Origin of the sequence: Zestomonas insulae (assembly GCF_016901015.1) — a bacterium.
Lineage (GTDB): Bacteria > Pseudomonadota > Gammaproteobacteria > Pseudomonadales > Pseudomonadaceae > Aquipseudomonas > Aquipseudomonas insulae.
Genome location: NZ_JAFEUP010000001.1, coordinates 1,185,025 through 1,204,181, shown reverse-complemented (window position 1 = coordinate 1,204,181; position 19,157 = coordinate 1,185,025). Strand labels below are relative to the sequence as shown.

The following is a 19,157-nucleotide window of genomic DNA, read 5'->3' as shown; positions in this document are numbered from 1 at the left end:
TGGAACCACCTGATCCCTTCCCGAACTCAGTAGTGAAACGACTCATCGCCGATGGTAGTGTGGGGTCTCCCCATGTGAGAGTAGGTCATCGTCAAGCACCTATACCGAACCCCCGATCTGCGTGAGCAGGTCGGGGGTTTGTCTTTGCAGCGCGGAAATATGCACAGGGTTTTGCCGAAACTGGCAGGTACCTGAGGGCGCTGTAGAATAAGGTTCAAACCTCTTGAGCCTTTGCCATGCCCGATCCGGCTGCTTCGCGCGAACTTTCGGAACTCCCCCTGGAGCAGTTGGTTGCCTGCCACGAGTGCGATCTGCTGATGCAGAAACCGCATTTGCGTGATGGCGAGCGCGCGGAATGCCCGCGTTGTGGCTTCGAGCTGTTCGCTTATCGGCATCAGGTGGTGCGTCGCAGCCTTGCCTTAGTGATCGCCGCACTGCTGCTCTACGTCCCGGCGAATTTCCTGCCGATCATGCAGCTCAACCTGCTCGGACAGACCAGCCACGACACCGTCTGGAGTGGTGTGCTGGGGTTGTATGAGAGCGGCATGGTGGGCATCGCGGGCCTGGTTTTCCTGTGCAGCATGGCCATTCCCTTGCTCAAATTGCTCTGCCAGCTGTGCGTGCTGCTGTCGATTCGCTGGGATATTGGGCGCAGCTATGGCCTGCTGATCTACCGTATGTATCAGCACCTGCGTGAGTGGGGGATGCTCGAGGTGTACATGATGGGCACCCTGGTGGCCATCGTGAAACTGCTGGACCTCGCCGATGTCAGCCTGGGTATCGGTCTGGCCTGCTTCATTGGCCTGCTGGTCACGCAGGTGTGGCTGGAGACGACGATGTCGCCGCATCAGATCTGGGAAGCCTTGGCGGGAGACGACCTTGCGCGCGATTGATGCTGGAATCCTGGTGTGTCACGAATGCCACGAGCTTAATCGCGAAGAGCCCGATGAGTCGCATCAGACGTGCACCCGTTGTGGGGCCGTCGTGCACGGACGGCGGCCGAACAGCCTGGTGCGCACCTGGGCGCTGCTGATCACCGCGGCGATTCTGTATATCCCAGCCAACCTGCTGCCGATCATGACGGTCAACAGCCTCGGCAAGGGCGCGCCGTCGACGATCATGGAGGGGGTGGTCGAGCTGATCCACTACGGCATGTTCCCGGTTGCTGCAGTGGTCTTCATCGCGAGCATTCTGGTGCCGACGTTCAAGCTGGTCGGCATTACCCTGCTGCTGTATTCGGTGCAGCGCCATCAGCCGATGTCGGCGCGCCAACGCATTTTGATGTATCGCTTCATTGAATGGATTGGACGCTGGTCCATGCTGGATATCTTCGTTATCGCGATCCTCGTCGCGCTGGTGAAATTCGGCAACCTGGCAACCATCGAGGCAAATATGGGGGCGGTCGCCTTTGGGAGTGTGGTGGTGCTGACGATGCTTGCCGCCATCACCTTCGACCCGCGGCTGATTTGGGACAATACGGAATCGGATGACCACTATGAGTGACCTGCCAAAGGCCAAAACGCGACCTGCTTCCAACTGGTCCGCCATCTGGATACTGCCGCTGATCGCCTTGCTGATTGGCGGCTGGCTCGGCTGGCGGGCCTACTCGCAAGCCGGCATCGATATCGAGGTGTTCTTCGAATCGGGGGATGGCCTGCAGGCCGGCAAGACGGAGGTGATGTACAAGGGTATGCCGATCGGCAAGATCAAGAGCCTGGCGCTCGACAGCACCGGTGGCACGCGTGGCGTAGTGGCGACCATCGAAATGAAGAAGGAAACCGAGCCACACCTGCTGTCCAACACCCGCTTCTGGCTGGTCAAGCCGAGCGTCACCCTGGCGGGGATCACCGGCCTGGAGACCCTGGTGTCCGGTAACTATGTGGCCGTCAGTCCGGGCAATGGGGAGCCGACGCGCAAGTTCACCGCACTGAACGAGCCGCCACCGTTGCCCGATGACACCCCCGGCCTGCACCTGATCCTCAAGGCCGAGCGCCTGGGTTCGCTGAATCGCGGCAGCCCGGTGTTCTACAAGCAGATTCAGGTTGGCCGGGTGAAGACCTACAGCCTGGCGTCGGATCAGAAGACCGTCGAGATCAAGATCTTCATCGAGCCGGCCTACTCCAGCCTGGTGCGCAAACATACGCGCTTCTGGAACGCCAGCGGCATCTCGGTGAACGCCGACCTCAGCGGCCTGAAGATTCGCACCGAGTCGCTGGCAACCATCGTCGCCGGCGGCATCGCTTTCGCCACCGCAGAGAACCGCGCCGACAGCCCGCCGACCGATCCGGCGCTGCCGTTCCGCCTCTACGAGGACTTCGAGGCGGCCCAGGCGGGAATCAAGATCAAGGTCAAGTTCAGCGACTTCTCCGGGCTGCAGGCCGGGCGCACGCCGGTGCTGTTCAACGGCGTGCAGATCGGCACGCTGAAGACCCTGCGCCTGGATGAAAACGACGCCAATACCGCCAACGGCGAGCTGACCATCGACCCGCAGGGTGAGGACTACCTCACCGAAGATACCGAGTTCTGGGTGGTTAAACCGTCGATTTCCCTGGCCGGGGTCACCGGCGTCGAGGCGCTGCTCAAGGGCAACTACATCGCCGTGCGTCCGGGCACCAAGGGCAAGGAGCCGCGTCGCGAATTCGTTGCCCTGGCCAAGGTCCCACCGCTGAACCTCGACTCGCCCGGCCTGCACCTGGTGTTGTTCAGCGATTCGCTCAGCTCCCTGCAGGTCGGCAGCCCGATTCTCTACCGCCAGGTGCAAGTCGGCAGCGTGCAGAGCTACCAGCTGTCGCGCGACCGGCGTCAGGTGGTGCTCGGCGTGCACATCGAGCCGGAGTACGCCAACCTGGTCAACAGCTCGACGCGCTTCTGGAACGTCAGCGGGGTGACCCTTACCGGTGGCATTTCCAGCGGCATCCAGGTCAAGAGCGAGTCGCTGCAGACCCTGCTGGCGGGCGGCGTGGCGTTCGAAACGCCGGATCTCAAGGCGCCGGTGAAGGGCCGCATTCAGCGCTTTCCGTTGTATGACGATCGCGAAGCCGCGATCCAGACCGGCCAGGAAATCCAGATTCGCGTCGACAGCGGTGACGGCCTGAATCCGGGCACGCCGATTCGCTACAAGGGGCTGGAGGTCGGCAAGGTCGAGTCGGTCGAGTTCAGCGATGACCTGCAAGCGGTCATGCTTTCGGCGCGCATCACCAAGGCCGCCAACCGCATCGCGCGGGCCGGCACGCAGTTCTGGGTGGTAAAACCGGAGCTCGGCCTGATCCGCACGGCGAACTTGGAAACCCTGGTCAGCGGTCAGTACCTGCAGGTGCAGCCGGACAGCGGCAAGGGCGCGGTGCAGACGCGCTTTACCGCACTCAGCGATGCGCCGACGACCAGCGTGCGCGAAGCTGGCCTCAGCCTGGTGCTCAGCGCGTCGCGCCTGGGCTCGGTGAAGATCGGCGTGCCGGTGAGTTTCCGCGAGATCACCGTTGGCAAGGTCACTGGCGTCGAGCTCGGCAAGCAGGCCGACCAGGTGTTGATCCGCGTGCTGATCGAGCCGCGTTACGCGCCGTTGGTGCGCAGCGGCACGCGCTTCTGGAACGCCAGCGGCATCGATGTGAATGCTGGGCTGTTCAAGGGCGTGAAGCTGCGCACCGAGTCGCTGGAGTCGCTGCTTGCCGGTGGCGTCGCATTCGCCACGCCGGACAACCCCGGGCCGGCGGCCAAGCCCGGGCAGACCTTCGTACTGTTCGAGGAAGCCAACGAAGAGTGGCTGACCTGGGCGCCGAAGCTCCAGCTCGCCCAGTGAGATAACCGAAAACGACAAGGGCCGCAGTAGCGGCCCTTGTCGTTTCTGGCTTCCGTCGGCGTCAGGCGTCGGCGCTTTCCAGCGCGGCCGCGGCCGGCGTGGTGCTCGCCACCTCGCGGCGCTTGATGAACTTCCAGTCCGCCTCGTCGATGTAGATGCCGCTGGGCCCGCTGCCACCCTCCAGGTCGATGGCGACGTGCGCCGAGACCTGCGGTTTGACCGAGGCAAGGATCGGCGTGAAGCCGAGCTGCGCGCTGGTCTCGATCAGCGCCTGCTGGTTGCGCTCGTCGATGTCCGCCGCCTCGTCGAGGTAGTAGGGCAGGCGGATCTTGCCGGCCTGCTCGCGATCCATCAGGTGCAGCAGCAGGTACATGTTGGTCAGTGCCTTGATGGTCATCGTCGTGCCGTTGGAGGCGGCGCCGTCGATGTCGGTGTGGATCACCGGCTGGCCACCGACCTTGGTGATCTCGAAGGCCAGCTCGAACAGGTCCTTGAGGCCGAGCTGGTTGCCGTTGGCGGCGACCAGGCGCGACAGGTAGTCCTTGGCCTCTTCGTTCTTGGCGTCCTGATCGGCCGACTGGCTGAGGTCGAACACCGACAGGGTTTCGCCTTCCTCGTACTGGCCAGCGCTGTGGATGATCTGGTCGATGTGCTTGAGCGCTTCGCGGTTCGGCGCGAGGACGATGCGGAAGCTCTCCAGGTTGGAGACCTGGCGACGGTTGATCTCGCGGTTGAACAGCGCTAGCTGGTGTTCCAGGTTGTCGTAGTCGCTGCGGATATTGCGCAGCGTGCGGGCGATGTCGGTGACCGCCGCACGGCGCGCCTTGGCCAGGGTCAGCGCCTCGTCCTGGCGGTGCGCGTAGGCGTTGATCAGCAGCTGCAGGCGGCGCTCGGCGTCATCCTCGCTGTCGAACTTGGCCACGCCCTTGAGGCGGATTTGCGCGTACAGCGCGTCGATCTGCCCGTCGATGCGCTGCAGCGCCTGCCAGCTGTCCTGGTAGTCGTTGAGCAGCGGCAGCAGGTTGTCCAGCGAGTCGTCGACCGGGTCCATGAACGGCGTGCCGAACGGCAGGTCGGCGGGCAGCAGCTGGCGACGGCGCAGCGCGTCTTCCAGGGTGCGCTCCTTGGCTTCCAGGTCGGCCAGTTGCCGGCCGACCAGCTGCAGCTTGGCGGACAGCTGCTGGACGCGCTCGGTGAAGGCGTCCGAGGCGCGCTTCAGCTCGTCCTGGGCGGCCTCGTGCTGGGCCAGCGCCTCGAGCTTGGTACCTTCCTCGGCGGCCAGGGTCTGGCTGCGGCGGAAGTCCTCCAGGGCCTTCTGTGCGTCGAGCACCGCCTGGTACAGCTGCTCGGCCTGCGCCTTGCTCGCCGCGCGGTCGGCGGCGACCGCCTGCTGGGTTTTCAGCTGCTTCAGCTCGCGCTCCAGGCGATCCTTCTGATCGCGCAGCGCGGCGCGGTCGGCGAGTGCCTGCAGGGCCGGCGGCTCGATGTGCGAGAGGTCGATGGACAGCCCCGGCACTTCGAACTGATGACCCTTGAACTGATCGAGCACGGTTTCGATGGCCTTGACCCAGGCGTCGCCGTCATCCAGCTGGATGCCTTTCTCGCCCAGCGGCAGGCTGAACAGCGCGCCGTTGAACAGGCGCATCAGGCGGTCGACGTCGGCCTGGGAGAACTCCTCGCGCAGTCGCGAATAGCTGTTGTTGTCGGCATGGTCGAGCTGCAGCTTCACCGACTTGAGGCGCTTCTCCAGGTCGCTGAGACGCTCGCCGAGGTCTTCGGCGGAGAACTGCCGCGACTGCGCCAGCGCGCCGGCCAGCTCGTCGTGGGCGTCCTTGGCGGCGAGCAGCTGCTCTTCGAGGACCTTGGCGTCATCAACCAGGGCAAAGCGGTTCTTCAGTACCGCCAGCTCGCCGAGCCAGCGCTGCACCTCGCTGATTTCGCGCTCCAGGCGCATCAGTTCGGCGGTGCCGCCGCGCTGCTCGTGCTGCAGGCCGTCCTGCTCGCGGCGGTAGTGCTCGGCCTGGATCACCAGCTCCTCGCGGCGCGCGCCGGCGTAGTCCTGCCAGGTGCCGAGCAGCGAGTCGAGCAGCGGTGAGAGGCGATGCAGCTTGCCGCGCAGCAGCTCGCGCTGGGCCACGCCGGCGGCCAGCGCCTCGACCAGCGGGGCGGCGGCGACCAGCGCCTGGTAGTCCTGCTCCATGCGCCGCACATCGCGGAAGGCTTCTTCGGTGGCGGCGATGTAGTCGACGCTGCCGGAGCGCAGGCTGTGCTCGAAGGCGTCGAGGAACAGCTGCTTCAGTTTCGCGGCAGTAATTTCTCTCATATGGAGAAGGTTGATAAACAGCGCGCGGAAGGTCTTCAGGCTCTGCTCGCTGGTCGAGCGCAGCGGGATCAGGGTCAGGTCGAGCGGGATCGAGGTGTGTCCGCCGACCAGCAGACGGCGCAGCTCCTCGGGCTTCAGCTCGTAGGCCTTGATGCTCTCGCGCTCAAGGTTGTTGAACAGCTCGCGCAGGCGCAGGCAGGTGCCGTTCTTCTGGTAGTGGGCGAGGTCCAGTTCGCCGGCGTAGGCGAAGAACTGGTGGCCGAAGCCGCCGCCCGGACCGCGGCCGCCGACGCCGATCACGTGCGGGCCGTGGGGCAGGGCGACTTCGACGAGGATGTAGCTGGTGTCGCTGGCGAAGTAGAACTTGCGCGACTGCTCGAGGCTGTACTTGCCGAAGCTCATGTCCGACATGCGCGCGAGGATCGGGAACTGCAGGGCGTTGATCGACGCCGACTTGCCGAGGTTGTTGGCGCCGTAGATCGACAGCGGTTGCTCCAGGGGGAAGATGCCCAGGCTGTAACCGGCGGTATTGAGCAGCGCGAAGCGGCGGATGCCGTAGCGTTCCTGGGTCATGCGTCTGCCTCCAGCAGGGCTTGTTCTTCGGCGATGGCGCGCGCCAGTGCATCCTCTTCGACGTCAGGCGCGGCATCGATGAGCACGATGTCGTCCTCCACCTCGTCGACCGCCAGCTCCGGGGTTGGCAGCGGTAGGTCGCTGTGCAGGGTGGCGGCGAGGTCGCGGTCCTGCTGCACGCTCAGACACACGTCGAGGAAGCGGTGCATCGGCGGCAGGAAGCGGTAGATGCCGTTGTCCTCGCTGGCGAAGCCGAGCTGAGTGAGGCGGCGCATGACCTTCTCTTCCAGCTCCTCCTGGGTGGTCACCTCGGCCTGCAGGAACAGGTCGCGGTACTTCTCCAGCAGCGGCGGCAGCTCGTCGCGACCGAGGCTGCCGCCGTCGAGTACGGCCAGCGGATCGCGGCCCTGGTCGGCGAGGTGCTCGACCAGGATGAAGGTGAACAGCGCCAGGCGCTGGGCGGTCTTGTTGACCTGCGCACCCATCTGCTCGGGGACGAAGTAGTAGAAGCCGCGGCTGTCGCACACCAGCTCGAAACCGAGTGCGCGGAACAGTGCGCGGTAGGCGTCCTGCTGGCTGGACAGCTGGGCGTAGAGCTCGGCGTCGCGCTGGCTGACGTGGTAGCCCTTGAACAGCTCGCGGAAGATCGGCGCCAGCTGGGAGAGTTCTTTGAGGTCGATGTTCATGCGTTGGACGTCTCGGACTGGGGCGCGATCAGCGCATAGGAGCTCAGGCTGACCTGATGCTCGCGGGTCAGGTAGTCGCGGCGCTCGAGGCGCTCACGCTGGAAACGCGTGTCACGCGACAGGCGCGAAAACCAGTAGAGCAGCTCGTCGGTGGCGCCTTCCGGCTCCTGCTCGAGCAGCCAGAGCATCAGGTCCGGCAGCGGCAGCGCCTGCTGGCAGCGGTCGAGCATTTCCCGCGCGGTCTGCGGTGCGCGCGGCGCATCGCCGCGACGCGTGGCGCTGGCCTTGGGGAAGTGCGCCGGCTTCGGCTCGAAACGGGCGAGGGCATACACGTAGCTTTCCACCTGGCTGGCGGTGCCGAGGAAGTTGCTCTGCGGCCGGGTGAACAGCGGCAGGGCGGCCTGCGGCACGGCGTCCAGGCCCTTGCGGCGGATCGCCGCCAGGGCCAGCGCCGCACCACGGGTCACCGCGTTGTGCCGGCGCGCTTCCTCGCGCAGCGGCAGCAGCAGTTCGCGGGCACGGCGCAGGGTCAGCTGGGCGGTGGTCTGCATCTCGAGGATGCGCGCGTGGGTGCGCAGCAACAGGTCGTCGTCGACCAGTTGGCCGAGGCGCTGCTGGTCGCCGAGCAGTTTCAGCAGCACCTGCTCGACACGGCGCACGCCCTGCTCGAAGGCGCCATCGGCGGCGACCAGCTGGATCATCGGCTCGACGTACTCGTCCCAGGTCGCCAGCACTTCGGCGTAGCGCTGGCGCAGCGGAATCTGCCGGTCGCTGGTCTTGGCCCGTTCGGCCACTGCGACCAGCGCCTGCTCGTCGTTGCTGAGCTTCTTCAGCACGTCGCGCACGCGCATGTCGAGCAGCCGCAGCTGGCGCGCCAGGTCGTTGCCGTCGCGGATCTCGAAGGCGTCCTGGATGTAGCCGGCCAGGCGTTCCAGATGGCGCAGGTAGGCCTCGATCTCCAGGCACAGGCCGAGGCGGTGCTCACGGCGCAGGTAGGCGAGGAAGTCGTGGATCTGTGCGTTCAGCTCGAAGCGGTTGGGGCTCTTGGCCACGGGCACCAGGATGTCCAGGCGAATCCACTGGTCGAGCAGGGCGGTGAGGTCGGCGGGGGAGCCATCGGGCAGTTGCGCGAGGAGTTGGCTGCGCAGTTCGACCAGGCTCAAGGTGCCCTGATCGAAGCGTTCGCACAGCGGCTCGAGCAACGTCCAGTGTTCGGCGAGGGCGCGCAAGACGCGTTTGGGATCGATCATCGAAGGGCTGCTGGCTGGCCTGTGGAAAAAGGAAAGGCCGGATTGTACTGCATCGCACGGCGGCGGATTGAGCCCCAGTCGATCAGAGGTTGGACCGCTCGTGCAGTGTTACGCCGCTGTGGCGTTGGGTAACAGTGCGGCGGCCGACCGATGGCGTTTCACCCGCGATTCTCGACTATGGGTCGGGCCGGCAATTGCCACGCCTGACGCATAGTGGCACTACGGAACCGAGTCCCCAGCGCTCGGCCAGCATAAGAATAAGCAGGTGCCGTATGCCGCCGTCGTTTCTTGCCCTTGCCCGTTGCGCCGTCGTTACCCTCGCCAGCCTGGCGGCGGTGAGCGTGCAGGCGCGCATGGAACCGCTCGCCGATCAGGAGCTGTCGGACATCACCGGCCAGGCCTTCATCAACCTGACCACCGACACCAACGCCCAAGGCATCACTTTCTCGCGGGTCAACTTCGGCCTCGACGTCAACACCCAGCTGAACATCAACAAGCTCGAGCTGGGCAACTACGGGCGCAACGGCGAGTCGGTGCCGGCGGACATCTCGATCAACAACTTCGCCCTCGGCACGGTCAACGCCAACGACACCATCAACCCGTTCCTGATCCGCAACCCCTACCTGGAGCTGGCCTACAAGAACAACCGGGTGGTCGGTGTGCGCATCGGCTTTGGCGAAGCGCAGGGCTTCCTGTCCGGCGACATCAACAGCTTCACCGGCAACCTGGCGATCGACATCTACGGCAGGGGCAGCTACCTGGCCGGCAAGATCAAGGAGGCGCAGTCCAGCTGCTTCTTCAACATCAACTGCACCCTGGCCGACGCGCTGGGCGCGCTGGCCGGCGACGCGGTGTTCAAGGCGCAGGCCGAGCTGGTCTGCGGGCCGAGCATGGCCAACTGCAACGCCGGCGACCCGGATGCGCTGCGCGCGCTGTACGCCGGCCTGAAGGACGGCACGGTGCTGACCATTCCGGAAAACTCCGGGATCGGTTCGTCGCTGGTGTCGATCCTGCTGCCGCTGATCACCTCGCAGGACTGCAAGATGCTCGGCCTGGACACCTGCTTCAACCTGGCCAACTACAAGACCCTGCCGGTCGGCAAGTTCGACACCAACACCCAGCAGTTCACCGACACCGCCAAGGGCGTGTTCATCGCCATGCAGACCGAGAACATCAACTGGCGCGATCCGCAGAACGCCAGCAACTTCATCACCGCGCTGGCCGGCGCGTTCATGAACATGCCGCGCAACGCCGACGGTTCCGGTGCGGTGACCCTCGACTTCGTGCAGGCCCTGCAGGGTGCGGTCCGCCAGGACACCTGCCTCGGCGCCGCGACCCACGGGTGCTGAGCATGCGCCGCCTGAGCTGCCTCGCCCTCGGTCTGCTGAGCCTCGCTGCCCAGGCCGAGTTGCGCGCGCTTGACGACGGCCAGCTGGCCGAAGTGCAGGGCGCCGGCTTCGGCTTCGTCCTCGACCAGGTGCTGCTGGATGCCAGCGGCTCGAAGATCACCGTCAACGACATCACCCGCAGCAACGGCACCACCACCGAGAACATGCCGATCAAGGTCTCCGAGTTCTACCTCGGTGCCGCCGGCAGCAACAAGGGCGCCAACCTCGCGCCGGTCAGCGTCGGTCGCCTCAACTACCCGTTCACCCTCAGCCTCGACAAGGGCGAGGCGATGCGCACCCTCAGCGAGACCTACACCCTGCAGAGCAAGCAGGTCACCGAGGGCGGTACCACCAAGACCGTGCAGTACTGGGGACCGAGCGGCACCACCCAGTGGGTGCAGACCACCCCGGACAACGTCGCGGTGCTCGGCCTGACCTTCCCCGAACGCCTGCAGAGTGGCGGCGGCGAGTGCATCGCCGGCTACACGCGAGCCGGCAGCAACTGCTCCAGCCGCGCCAGCGAGCGGGCCGACTTAGGGATTCGCCTGGACTTCGAGGTGGTCAAGAACAGCCGCACCGACGTGCTCAACATCGACATCGGCGGCCTGGTGATGGACGGCTCCTACCTGCGCCTGTGGGGCGACAAGAGCCGCGCCCAGTTGGTCGGCGAGGCGCGCGTCAACCTGTTCGCCAAGACCCTCGACATCAGCGCCTGCACCATGGCCAGCGGGCAGAGCGACTGCAGCCCGACCGCCGCGCTGGCCGGGACCATCTACACCACCAACAGCTTTGCCAACATCTCGCTGGGCTTCGGCAAGCTGCAGCCGCTGCTGTTCGACGTGACCAGCAACGGCCAGTTCGTCCTCGAACTGCCCAGCCCGGTCAACCCGGCGCTGACCCAGGCGCAGCGCAATACCCAGGCGGCCGACTACTACGCCAACGCGCCGCGCACCAACCTGGTGTTCGACAACCTCAACGTCGGCCTCGGCCGCCCGCCGGCCAACGGCTTCGCCAACATGCCGGGGGCTGCCAGCGGCGCCGGCAACGGCGGCTACACCGGCGGTGGCTACAACTTCGGCCGCAACGAGATTTCCGGGCTGACCATCAACTACATGAGGGCGACCAGCCATGACCTGCGCTAGAGCCGTGCTCGGCCTGCTGCTGGTGCCGCTGCTCGGGCACGCCGAACTGCAGCCGCTGGGCGACGAATCGCTCAGCCAGCTGAGCGGGCAGGGCGGCGTGTACCTGTCCGGCGAGTTCAGCATCAACAAGGACGGCGGTGCGCTGTGGAGCACCCCGGCGACCAACAACCCGGCGCAGTGGACCGCCAGCCAGCGCAGCTGCGCCAGTGGCGGCACCGGCGCGGCGGCCGAGGCCTGCGGCCTGCGCCTGGCGATCCGCTCCGAGGAGGCCGGCGGCTGGTACGTGCTGGACAACCTCAAGGGCATCTTCAGCTTCGAGGGCCTGACCCTGCGCACGCGCACCATCAACAGCGGCTTCAACGGCGACGGCGCGGGCTTCAACCAGGACGTGCTGGAGTTCGGCCTGCCCAACGAACTGCGCTGGAAGCAGGGCAGCTTCGCCTTCGGCGTGGCCAGCAAGGGTGAATGGCGCAACAACGCGATCAGCGCGGCGAACGGCGGCGACGCCAGCTACCAGCAGACCAACATCTTCTCGGCGCAGATCGACGGCAGCATTCGCATGCAAGGCAACGTGCTGGTGTTTCCGAAGAACTGAGGGAGTCGTTCATGCGCAAGACCCTGCTGCTGCTGCCGCTGCTGTTCAGCCCGCTGAGCCAGGCCATGCAGGCGCTCGACGACGAAAGCCTGTCCGGGGTCTCCGGGCGCGATGGCATCAGCATGGAAACCACCGGCAGCGGCTGGTCGGCGAGCAGCATCAGCTACAGCGACGACGGCCAGAGCATCGCCCTCAAGGAGGTCAGCGACCGCCCGCAGATCGCCGGCAGCAAGTCCACCACCAGCCTCGACGTGAGCAACGGCCAGCTGCGCATCGAGCACGCCGCCGCGCCGCAGGTGCTCAACATCAACAACGTCGAGATGGCCGGCAGCAGCAAAAGCTTCGGCGCCTTCAAGGCCTTCTACACGCTCGGCGCCAGCCTCAAGCTGAAAGGCGGCGGGGCCAGCGGGGTGACCGGTTTCGCGGTCGACGACAGCCGCCTGTCGCTGCGCGACGTGACCTTCTACTACCGCGACAACGGCCTCGACCTGATCGTCAACGGGCTGTCCTTCGACCTGTACCTGAACAACGCCTACGTCGACATCGTCAACGGCGGCAGCGGCCAGCGCGTGCAGCTCAACCTCGGCAGCACGCGGCTGGTCGGCCAGCTCGGCGGGCTCAGCCTCGACCTGGCGCACAGCGACCCGGCCGGCGTCAGCGTGACGCCGAGCACCCCGGACACCCGCGACCCCAACTACCTGCGCAGCCTCGGCCAGATCAAGCTCGACCTCAACCTCGGCGGCAGCCTGAGCATCGGGGGCGGCGGCACCAGCGGCAGCGGCCTGCGCATCCTGCCCAACGTGACCATCGCCAACAGCCTGTTCGAGTACAAGGACGAGGGCGTGCTGCGCGCCGAGAACTTCGCCGGCGTGCTGAGCAGCACGTCCGGACTGACCCTCGACCTCGAGCAGGACGGCGCCGGCAGCTACGCCAAGGTGGCCTTCGCCGACCTGCGCCTGAACGCCACCCTCGGCGGCCTGGTGATCGGCAACACTGCCAACCAGAAGCTCGGCAGCCTGGCCATCGACCTCAACTTCCAGGACGACGGCGCCCGGCAGAACTGGCTGAAGCTGCGCCCCGGCGGCGACCCCAGCTCCGGGCTGAAGGGCATCAGCGCCGACCTCAGCTGGAACATGGTCAACAGTTCGGTATCGCTCACCGATAACGGCAACAGCATGTGGTTCAGCGGCCTGCGCACCAACGGCAGCGGGCTGATCACCGTCGACCTGACCAAGAACTGCGCCGCCGCCGGCGCCGGCTGCCACCCGAGCATCTGGGGCGGCTCGGATGCGGGCAACTACGCCGGCCACTTCGACGGCCTGCGCCTGGGTCTCAACAACGTCAAGGGCAGCTACAGCTTCGACGGCCTGCGCGTCGGCACCGCCAATGCGCCGCTGCAGGGCGGCACCGAGCTGCTGGTGCTGATGGAAATCTTCCCGGCCTTCGACTTCAACCTCAACGGCCAGCTGACCATCCAGCCCGGCGGCAACGCCGGCAGCGGGGCGCGCTACAACGCCGACTTCTTCATCACCGACTCACGCGCGGCGATCACCGTCGACGAGACCGGCAAGGGCCTGTGGCTGGCCGGGATGAACTACGACATGCACTTCCGCAACGGCAGCCTGGACGTCACCAGCGGCAGCGGGGTGGGCAGCGACAAGGGCGGCGTCGAGCTGCGCAAGGGCACCTACTGGTCGAAGCTGGACGTCTCCGACGTGCGCTGGGGCGACCGCGCCACCGGCACCAGCCTCGGTCGCGTGGTGCTGCGCCGCTACGAAAGCGGCTCGACCCTGACCCTCAGCTCCGGCGGCGCCGGCGCGCTGTGCGTCGGCGCCGCCGGCACCACCGGCGCGGCCTGCGCGGCGAACGGCGGGCGCTGGGAGGACCGTGGCAACGAAGGGGTGTCGGTCAAGCTGAAGAACGTGTTCGTCCGCGACAGCAGCGGCAACCCGGCGACCAGCGTGTCGACCAACGAGAAGCGCAACCAGGTGATCTGGGAGACCAACCGGCAGAAGGATGCCAACGGCAAGGACATCAACGGCAGCGGCAGCCAGCTGGTGATCGACAACTTCTCCACCGCCGACGGCGACGTGAGCAACCCGAGCAAGAACGACTACGGCCTGCAGGTCGACCTCAACCTCGACGTCGCGCCGACCAAGGTCAAGGTCAAGAGCGGCGCCAACGCCGGGCAGAACGTCACCCCCGATCCGCTGGGTTTCGCGGTCAACGGGCAGATCCGTTTCAAGGAAATCAACGTCGACCGCCTGCAGAACGTCCACCCGACCGGCGGCGCGACCACCGCCATGTACGGCATCAAGGCGCAGAACGCCGACATCCGCGCCAACCTCACGGCCACGCCGATCAACTGAGCACGGCCCACCGCAGGGCGACGCGCTCAGGTGTAGGAGCGAATTCATTCGCGAACCAGGCCGCTCGGAGCCCGTAGGGTGGAAAACCGCGAAGCGTTTTCCACCAGGTGCCGATCCACGGGGCGGCCATCCGCGATGCATTGGTGGATGTGCTGCGCGACATCCACCCTACGGTCGCGCTGTCCTTCCCGGCCGGGCCGTTTCCCGCCACAATTGCACCTGTCGTACCTCAGGGGTGTATCCGTGTTGAATGCCGAGCAGCGCCGTCGCGCGTACTTGAGTGCCATGCAGGTGGTCGCCTGGCTGCCGCGTGTGGCGCTGCCATTCGCCGCGCCGTCGCGCCCGGAGACTCTTCAGCCGGTCGAGGTGGAAGTCGAGCTGGCGCCCGTCGCGGCGCCGCTTGAGCCGGTCGCCGCCCCGGAACCGGTCGCGCCTGCCGCCCCGGCCGTAGCCGCGGTGGCTGCCGAACGACCGAGTGCCGAGCTGGCGCGCGCCGCGCTGGTCAGCCCGCCGGCCAAGCCCGCGCTCGTTGCCGACAGCCCGGAAGCCGAAGCCGCTCCGGCGCCGGTGGAGCGCCAGGCGCCACCGCGCTTCGCCCTGCAGCTGTTGCGTGCCGGCGCGTGCCTGCTGCTGGTCGAATTGCCGACCGGCGAGCCGTTCCAGAGCCGCGACCCGGCCTACCTGCTGCTCAAGGACCTGCTGCGCGCCGCCGGCCTGCCGAGCAGCCCGCAGCTGGTCGGCGAGCCGGTGCGCTGGCCGCTGATGAAGCGCGGCTCGCTGGACCAGGGCCCGCAGGCGGCACTGGAGTATGTGCAGGGCTTTGTCGCCGCGCAGCTCGAGCAGGAGCCGAGCGTCTGCCTGTGGCTGGTCGGCCTGCCGGCGGTGCGTTTCGCCGGTGAGGCGGACGCCGAGGCGTTCAACCGCGAGCTGCAGGTCGATGGCCTCGGCCTCGCCTGGGCGCTGCCGGGCCTGGAACTGCTGATGGACGAACCTGAACGCAAGGCCGAGTTGTGGCGCGCGATGCGCCGGACCATGCGCCGCTGGAACACCGTGAATGAGTGACGATGCAATCAGCTTCCGCCGGATGACCGAGGCGGATCTCGAAGCGGTACTGAAAGTCGAATACGCCGCGTTCAGCCATCCCTGGACCCGCGGCATCTTCACCGACGCGATCGGCTCCTACGACTGCTGGATGATGTTCCAGGGCGGCCAGCAGGTCGGCCACGGGGTGATCAACGTGATCATCGACGAGGCGCACCTGCTGAATATCACGGTCAAGCCGGAAAGCCAGGGCCGCGGCCTCGGCCTGCGCCTGCTCGAGCACCTGATGCAGCGCGCCGCCGAACTGAATGCCCGCGAATGCTTCCTCGAAGTGCGCGCCAGCAACCAGTCGGCCTATCGCCTCTACGAGCGCTACGGCTTCAACGAAGTCGGCCGCCGCCGCGACTACTACCCGGCGGTGGGGGGCCGCGAAGACGCGCTGGTGATGGCCTGCACGCTGGTCGATTGAGGGCGCCAAGCCTGCCGATTGCCGCGGCCTAGTCCGGCCTCGCTCTCCCAGGGGGAGCAGGGCCGGCTCGCCATGCCACGCCGTACTGGCCTGTTTCGCCCCTCGCCCTGGCGGACGCGGCTTTTGTCGGCGTTCTGGTACTGCCGTACCCTGTGCCCGCACTCCGTACAACAAGGATGGGTCGATGAGTCGAGCCGACGTAATCGTCGTGGGCGCCGGGATTTCCGGACTGACCGCCGCCTGGCGCCTGGCCCAGGCCGGCAAGCGGGTCCGCGTGCTGGAGGCCAACCCGCGGGTCGGCGGGCGCACGCTGAACTACCGATTCGCCACCGGCGAAGTGGTCGAGGTCGGCGGCCAGTGGGTCGGGCCGACCCAGCAGCGCATCCTCGGCCTGCTCGCCGAGCTGGGCCTGGAGACCTTTCCGCTGTGGAACCAGGGCGACAACCTGACCCTGTTCGGCGGCAAGCTGAAGCCCTATCGCGGCACCATTCCGCGCTTCGCCCCGCACGTGCTGCTCGACGTGCTGCAGGCGCAGCTGCGCCTCGATCGCCTGGCCCGGCAGATTCCCCTCGACGACCCGAGCCGCCATCCGCGCGCGCTGGAGTGGGACCGCATCAGCTTTGCCGAGTGGATTCGCCGCGCGCTGAAGACCGCCCACGGCCGCCAGGTCATGGAGCTGGTCAGCGGCGCGGTGTTTGCCGCGGCGCCGCACGAGCTGTCGTTCCTCCACGTGCTGTTCTACGTCCGCAGCGGCACCAACCTCGACACCCTGCTCGGCGTGCAGGACGGCGCGCAGCAGGACCGCATAGTTGGTGGCTCGCAACGGATCAGCGAGGAGCTGGCGGCGCGCCTCGGCGACGCGGTGCGGCTCGACGAACCGGTGCGCGCGCTGCGCCAGGACGCCAGCGGCGTCGAGCTGATTACCGACAGCGGCAGCCACTCGGCGGCGCGGGCGATCTTCGCCGTACCGCCGACCCAGTTGCTGCGCATCACCCAGGCGCCGCTGCTGCCGGGCTGGCGCGACCAACTGCTGCAGCGCCTGCCGCAAGGTGCGGTGGTCAAGTGCATGGCGCTGTACGCCACGCCGTTCTGGCGCGCCAACGGCCAGTCTGGCCAGGCCACCAGCGAACGCGGCCCGGTGCGCCTGACCTTCGACAACAGCGTGCCCGGCTCGCCGCGTGGCGTGCTGATGGGCTTCATCGAGGGTGACGAGGCGCGCCAGTGGAGCGCCTCGTCGGCCGAGTCGCGCCGCGCGGTGGTGCTCGAGTGCTTCGCCCGCTATTTCGGCGCGGCGGCGCTGCAGCCGCTGGATTACGTCGACAAGTGCTGGGCCGACGAACCCTTCGCCCGCGGCTGCTACGCCGCGCTGTTCCCGGCGGGGCTGTGGACCGGTGGTGCGGCGCGCCTGCGCGAGCCGCTCGGCCGTCTGCACTTCGCCGGCACCGAGACCGCGACGCGCTGGATGGGCTATTTCGACGGTGCCGTGGAGGCGGGCGAACGCGCCGCCGCCGAGGTGCTACAACAGCTGTAACCGCCGCGCGTCCGTCAGCGGTCGCGCCTGCTTCGACTCTTAGGGATTTCCATGCTGCGTATCCTGCTTACCGCCACCTGCCTGCTCGCCGCCAGCCTGGGCGTCGCCGGCGACCGCGAGTTCACCCTGCTGCACACCAACGACTGGCAGTCGCGGCTGCTCGGCTTCGGCCCGAACAACGAATACACCCCGGCGACCACCGGCGATGACGACACCGTCGGCGGTGTCGCCCGCCTGGCCACGCTGATCGGCGAGCGCCGCGCGGCGGCAGCCGACCAGCCGCTGCTGTTGCTGGATGCCGGCGACTTCACCATGGGCACGCTGTTCCACACCGTAACTCGCGAGCTGGGCGGCGAACTGCGGCTGATGAGCGAGCTGGGCTACGACGCTACCACGCTCGGCAACCACGAGTTCGACTTCCGCCCGCAGGGCCTGGCCGCCATGCTCGGCGCCGCCCGCCAGGCACTCGGCGACAAGCTGCTGCCGGTGCTGTCCAGCAACATCCAGTTCGACCCGGCGCGCCGCGAGGACGACGCGCTGCAGGCGCACTACGCCGCCGGGCGCATCCTGCCGTACAAGGTTATCGAGCGCGGCGGCCTGCGCTTCGGCCTGTTTGGCCTGCTCGGCTACAACGCCGCCGACGTGGCGCCGATGGCCAAGCCGGTGACCTTCGCCGACCCCAAGGAAACCGCGCGGGCGATGGTCAAAAAGCTGCGCGAGGAGGAGCACGTCGACGTGGTGGTGCTGCTCTCGCACATGGGCGTCAGCCAGCAGGCCGATGGCAGCTGGCGCGGCGAGGAGGTGGAGATGGCCGAGCAGGTGCCGGGCATCGACATCATCGTCGGCGGCCACTCGCACACCGCGCTGCCGCAACCAGTGCTGGTCAACGGCCGGGTGCCGGTGATTCAGGCCGGCTCGGAGATCCAGTACCTCGGCGAGTTGCGCATGCGCCTGGCCGGCGACGGCCACCTGCAGGTGCTCGGCTATCAGCTGCACAAGATCGACGACCGCATTCCCGGTGACGCGACCATCAGCACCGAGGTCGAGGGCTTCAAGCAGGTAGTCACCACGAAGATGCTGGCGCCGCACGGCTACCGTTTCGAGCAGCCGCTGGCCAAGGTCGACCGCACGCTGACCCGCGCCTACGACGACCCGGTGCTGGCCAATCTGGTTACCGACGCGCTGCGCCAGGCGACCGCCAGCGACCTGGCGTTCACCGGCAACGGCACCATTCGCGATGACGTGATCCATGGCCGCAGCGGCATCCAGGCGGTCTCCGACCTGTTCCGCATCGCCCCGCTGGGCATCGGCGAGTACGACGACGCGCCGGGCTATCCGCTGATCAAGGTGTATTTCACCGGACGCGAGATCAAGAGCATCCTCGAGGTGCTGCTGCTCGCCTATCAGCTGCGCGACAGCGACAGCTACTTCCCGCGCGTCGCCGGCGTGCGCTTCAGCTACAACCCGTACCGGGTGCCGTTCGACCGGGTCAGCCGCATCGAGATAGGCGACGCGCAGCACGGCTACCGCGAGCTGGACCTCGACGATTCGCGGCTGTACAGCGTCGGCGCGAGCAGCTACGTCGGCAGCTTCACCTGGCTGATCCCCGAGCTGACCAAGGGCCTGCTCGAGGTGGTGCCCAAGGATGCCGCGGGCCAGCCCTACGCCGATATTCGCGCCGCGGTGCTCGATACCGACCCCGCCACCCCGGGCATTCAAGAGTGCAAGGAGTGGCAGGCGATTCTCGACCATGTGCGCCAGCTGCCCGACGCCGATGGCGATGGCCTGGCCGACATCAGCAGCCAGGGCGCCGCGGCCGAGACGCGCATGCAGCGGGTGGCGAGCCTGTCGCCACTGGAGTTGTACCGCAACGCCGGGCGCCTGCAGTGGGGCGCGACGCTGGTGGTCGGCCTCGGCCTGCTGTTGATCGGCTGGTTGCTGCGTCGCGGCCGGTGCCGCCGTTGAGGGTTGCCAAGCCGGCGCACCGTTCGTAA

At 67.2% G+C, this 19,157-nt stretch carries 14 protein-coding genes and 1 rRNA gene; 12 read left to right on the top strand and 3 right to left on the bottom strand.

Annotated elements, in window-relative coordinates:
• The 4 genes from rrf to JQX08_RS05810 form a co-directional block, all read left to right on the top strand.
• Window positions 1-97: ribosomal RNA gene (gene rrf / locus JQX08_RS05825) — 5S ribosomal RNA — on the top strand; the annotation flags it as partial.
• Between the two features lie 139 nt (window positions 98-236).
• Window positions 237-893, top strand: coding sequence for a paraquat-inducible protein A (locus JQX08_RS05820; RefSeq protein ID WP_204915296.1), 657 nt, complete (start codon window positions 237-239; stop codon window positions 891-893).
• Entirely contained in the window at window positions 880-1,503 is a 624-nt protein-coding gene (locus tag JQX08_RS05815; RefSeq protein ID WP_204915295.1) for a paraquat-inducible protein A, read from the top strand. Before JQX08_RS05820 ends, JQX08_RS05815 begins: the two co-directional genes overlap by 14 nt.
• Window positions 1,496-3,796 (top strand): PqiB family protein, encoded by a 2,301-nt coding sequence (locus tag JQX08_RS05810; RefSeq protein ID WP_204915294.1) that lies wholly within the window; start codon window positions 1,496-1,498, stop codon window positions 3,794-3,796. Before JQX08_RS05815 ends, JQX08_RS05810 begins: the two co-directional genes overlap by 8 nt.
• 61 nt (window positions 3,797-3,857) lie before the next feature.
• Here JQX08_RS05810 and mksF read toward each other — a convergent pair whose 3' ends face one another.
• The 3 genes from mksF to mksB are packed head-to-tail and all read right to left on the bottom strand — an operon-like array spanning window position 3,858 to window position 8,628.
• The gene (mksF, locus tag JQX08_RS05805; RefSeq protein ID WP_204915293.1) at window positions 3,858-6,692 is read right to left on the bottom strand and encodes an Mks condensin complex protein MksF; all 2,835 of its coding nucleotides are present in this window, start codon (window positions 6,690-6,692) and stop codon (window positions 3,858-3,860) included.
• Entirely contained in the window at window positions 6,689-7,378 is a 690-nt protein-coding gene (gene mksE / locus JQX08_RS05800; RefSeq protein ID WP_204915292.1) for an Mks condensin complex protein MksE, read from the bottom strand. Before mksE ends, mksF begins: the two co-directional genes overlap by 4 nt.
• The gene (mksB, locus tag JQX08_RS05795) at window positions 7,375-8,628 is read right to left on the bottom strand and encodes an Mks condensin complex protein MksB (RefSeq protein ID WP_204915291.1); all 1,254 of its coding nucleotides are present in this window, start codon (window positions 8,626-8,628) and stop codon (window positions 7,375-7,377) included. Before mksB ends, mksE begins: the two co-directional genes overlap by 4 nt.
• Window positions 8,629-8,900: 272 nt before the next feature.
• Here mksB and JQX08_RS05790 point away from each other — a divergent pair, with 272 nt between their 5' ends.
• The 8 genes from JQX08_RS05790 (at window position 8,901) to JQX08_RS05755 (ending at window position 19,128) form a co-directional block, all read left to right on the top strand.
• The gene (locus JQX08_RS05790) at window positions 8,901-9,977 is read left to right on the top strand and encodes a DUF6160 family protein (RefSeq protein ID WP_239481967.1); all 1,077 of its coding nucleotides are present in this window, start codon (window positions 8,901-8,903) and stop codon (window positions 9,975-9,977) included.
• 2 nt (window positions 9,978-9,979) lie between these two features.
• Complete coding sequence (locus JQX08_RS05785; protein WP_204915290.1) at window positions 9,980-11,158, top strand: hypothetical protein; 1,179 nt, start codon at window positions 9,980-9,982, stop codon at window positions 11,156-11,158.
• Window positions 11,145-11,753 (top strand): DUF6160 family protein, encoded by a 609-nt coding sequence (locus JQX08_RS05780; protein ID WP_204915289.1) that lies wholly within the window; start codon window positions 11,145-11,147, stop codon window positions 11,751-11,753. Before JQX08_RS05785 ends, JQX08_RS05780 begins: the two co-directional genes overlap by 14 nt.
• 11 nt (window positions 11,754-11,764) lie before the next feature.
• On the top strand, window positions 11,765-14,122 hold the full coding sequence (locus JQX08_RS05775; RefSeq protein ID WP_204915288.1) for a DUF6160 family protein: 2,358 nt from the start codon (window positions 11,765-11,767) through the stop codon (window positions 14,120-14,122).
• A 243-nt stretch (window positions 14,123-14,365) separates the two neighbouring features.
• Entirely contained in the window at window positions 14,366-15,184 is an 819-nt protein-coding gene (locus JQX08_RS05770) for an energy transducer TonB (protein ID WP_204915287.1), read from the top strand.
• Entirely contained in the window at window positions 15,177-15,632 is a 456-nt protein-coding gene (gene rimI, locus JQX08_RS05765) for a ribosomal protein S18-alanine N-acetyltransferase (protein ID WP_204915286.1), read from the top strand. Before JQX08_RS05770 ends, rimI begins: the two co-directional genes overlap by 8 nt.
• A gap of 184 nt (window positions 15,633-15,816) precedes the next feature.
• Window positions 15,817-17,163 carry a flavin monoamine oxidase family protein gene (locus tag JQX08_RS05760; protein ID WP_204915285.1) on the top strand — a complete coding sequence of 449 codons (1,347 nt, stop codon included), beginning with the start codon at window positions 15,817-15,819 and terminating at the stop codon, window positions 17,161-17,163.
• Between the two features lie 51 nt (window positions 17,164-17,214).
• Window positions 17,215-19,128: a bifunctional metallophosphatase/5'-nucleotidase gene (locus JQX08_RS05755; protein ID WP_204915284.1), complete on the top strand. Its 1,914-nt coding sequence runs from the start codon at window positions 17,215-17,217 to the stop codon at window positions 19,126-19,128.
• Window positions 19,129-19,157: the final 29 nt, after the last annotated feature.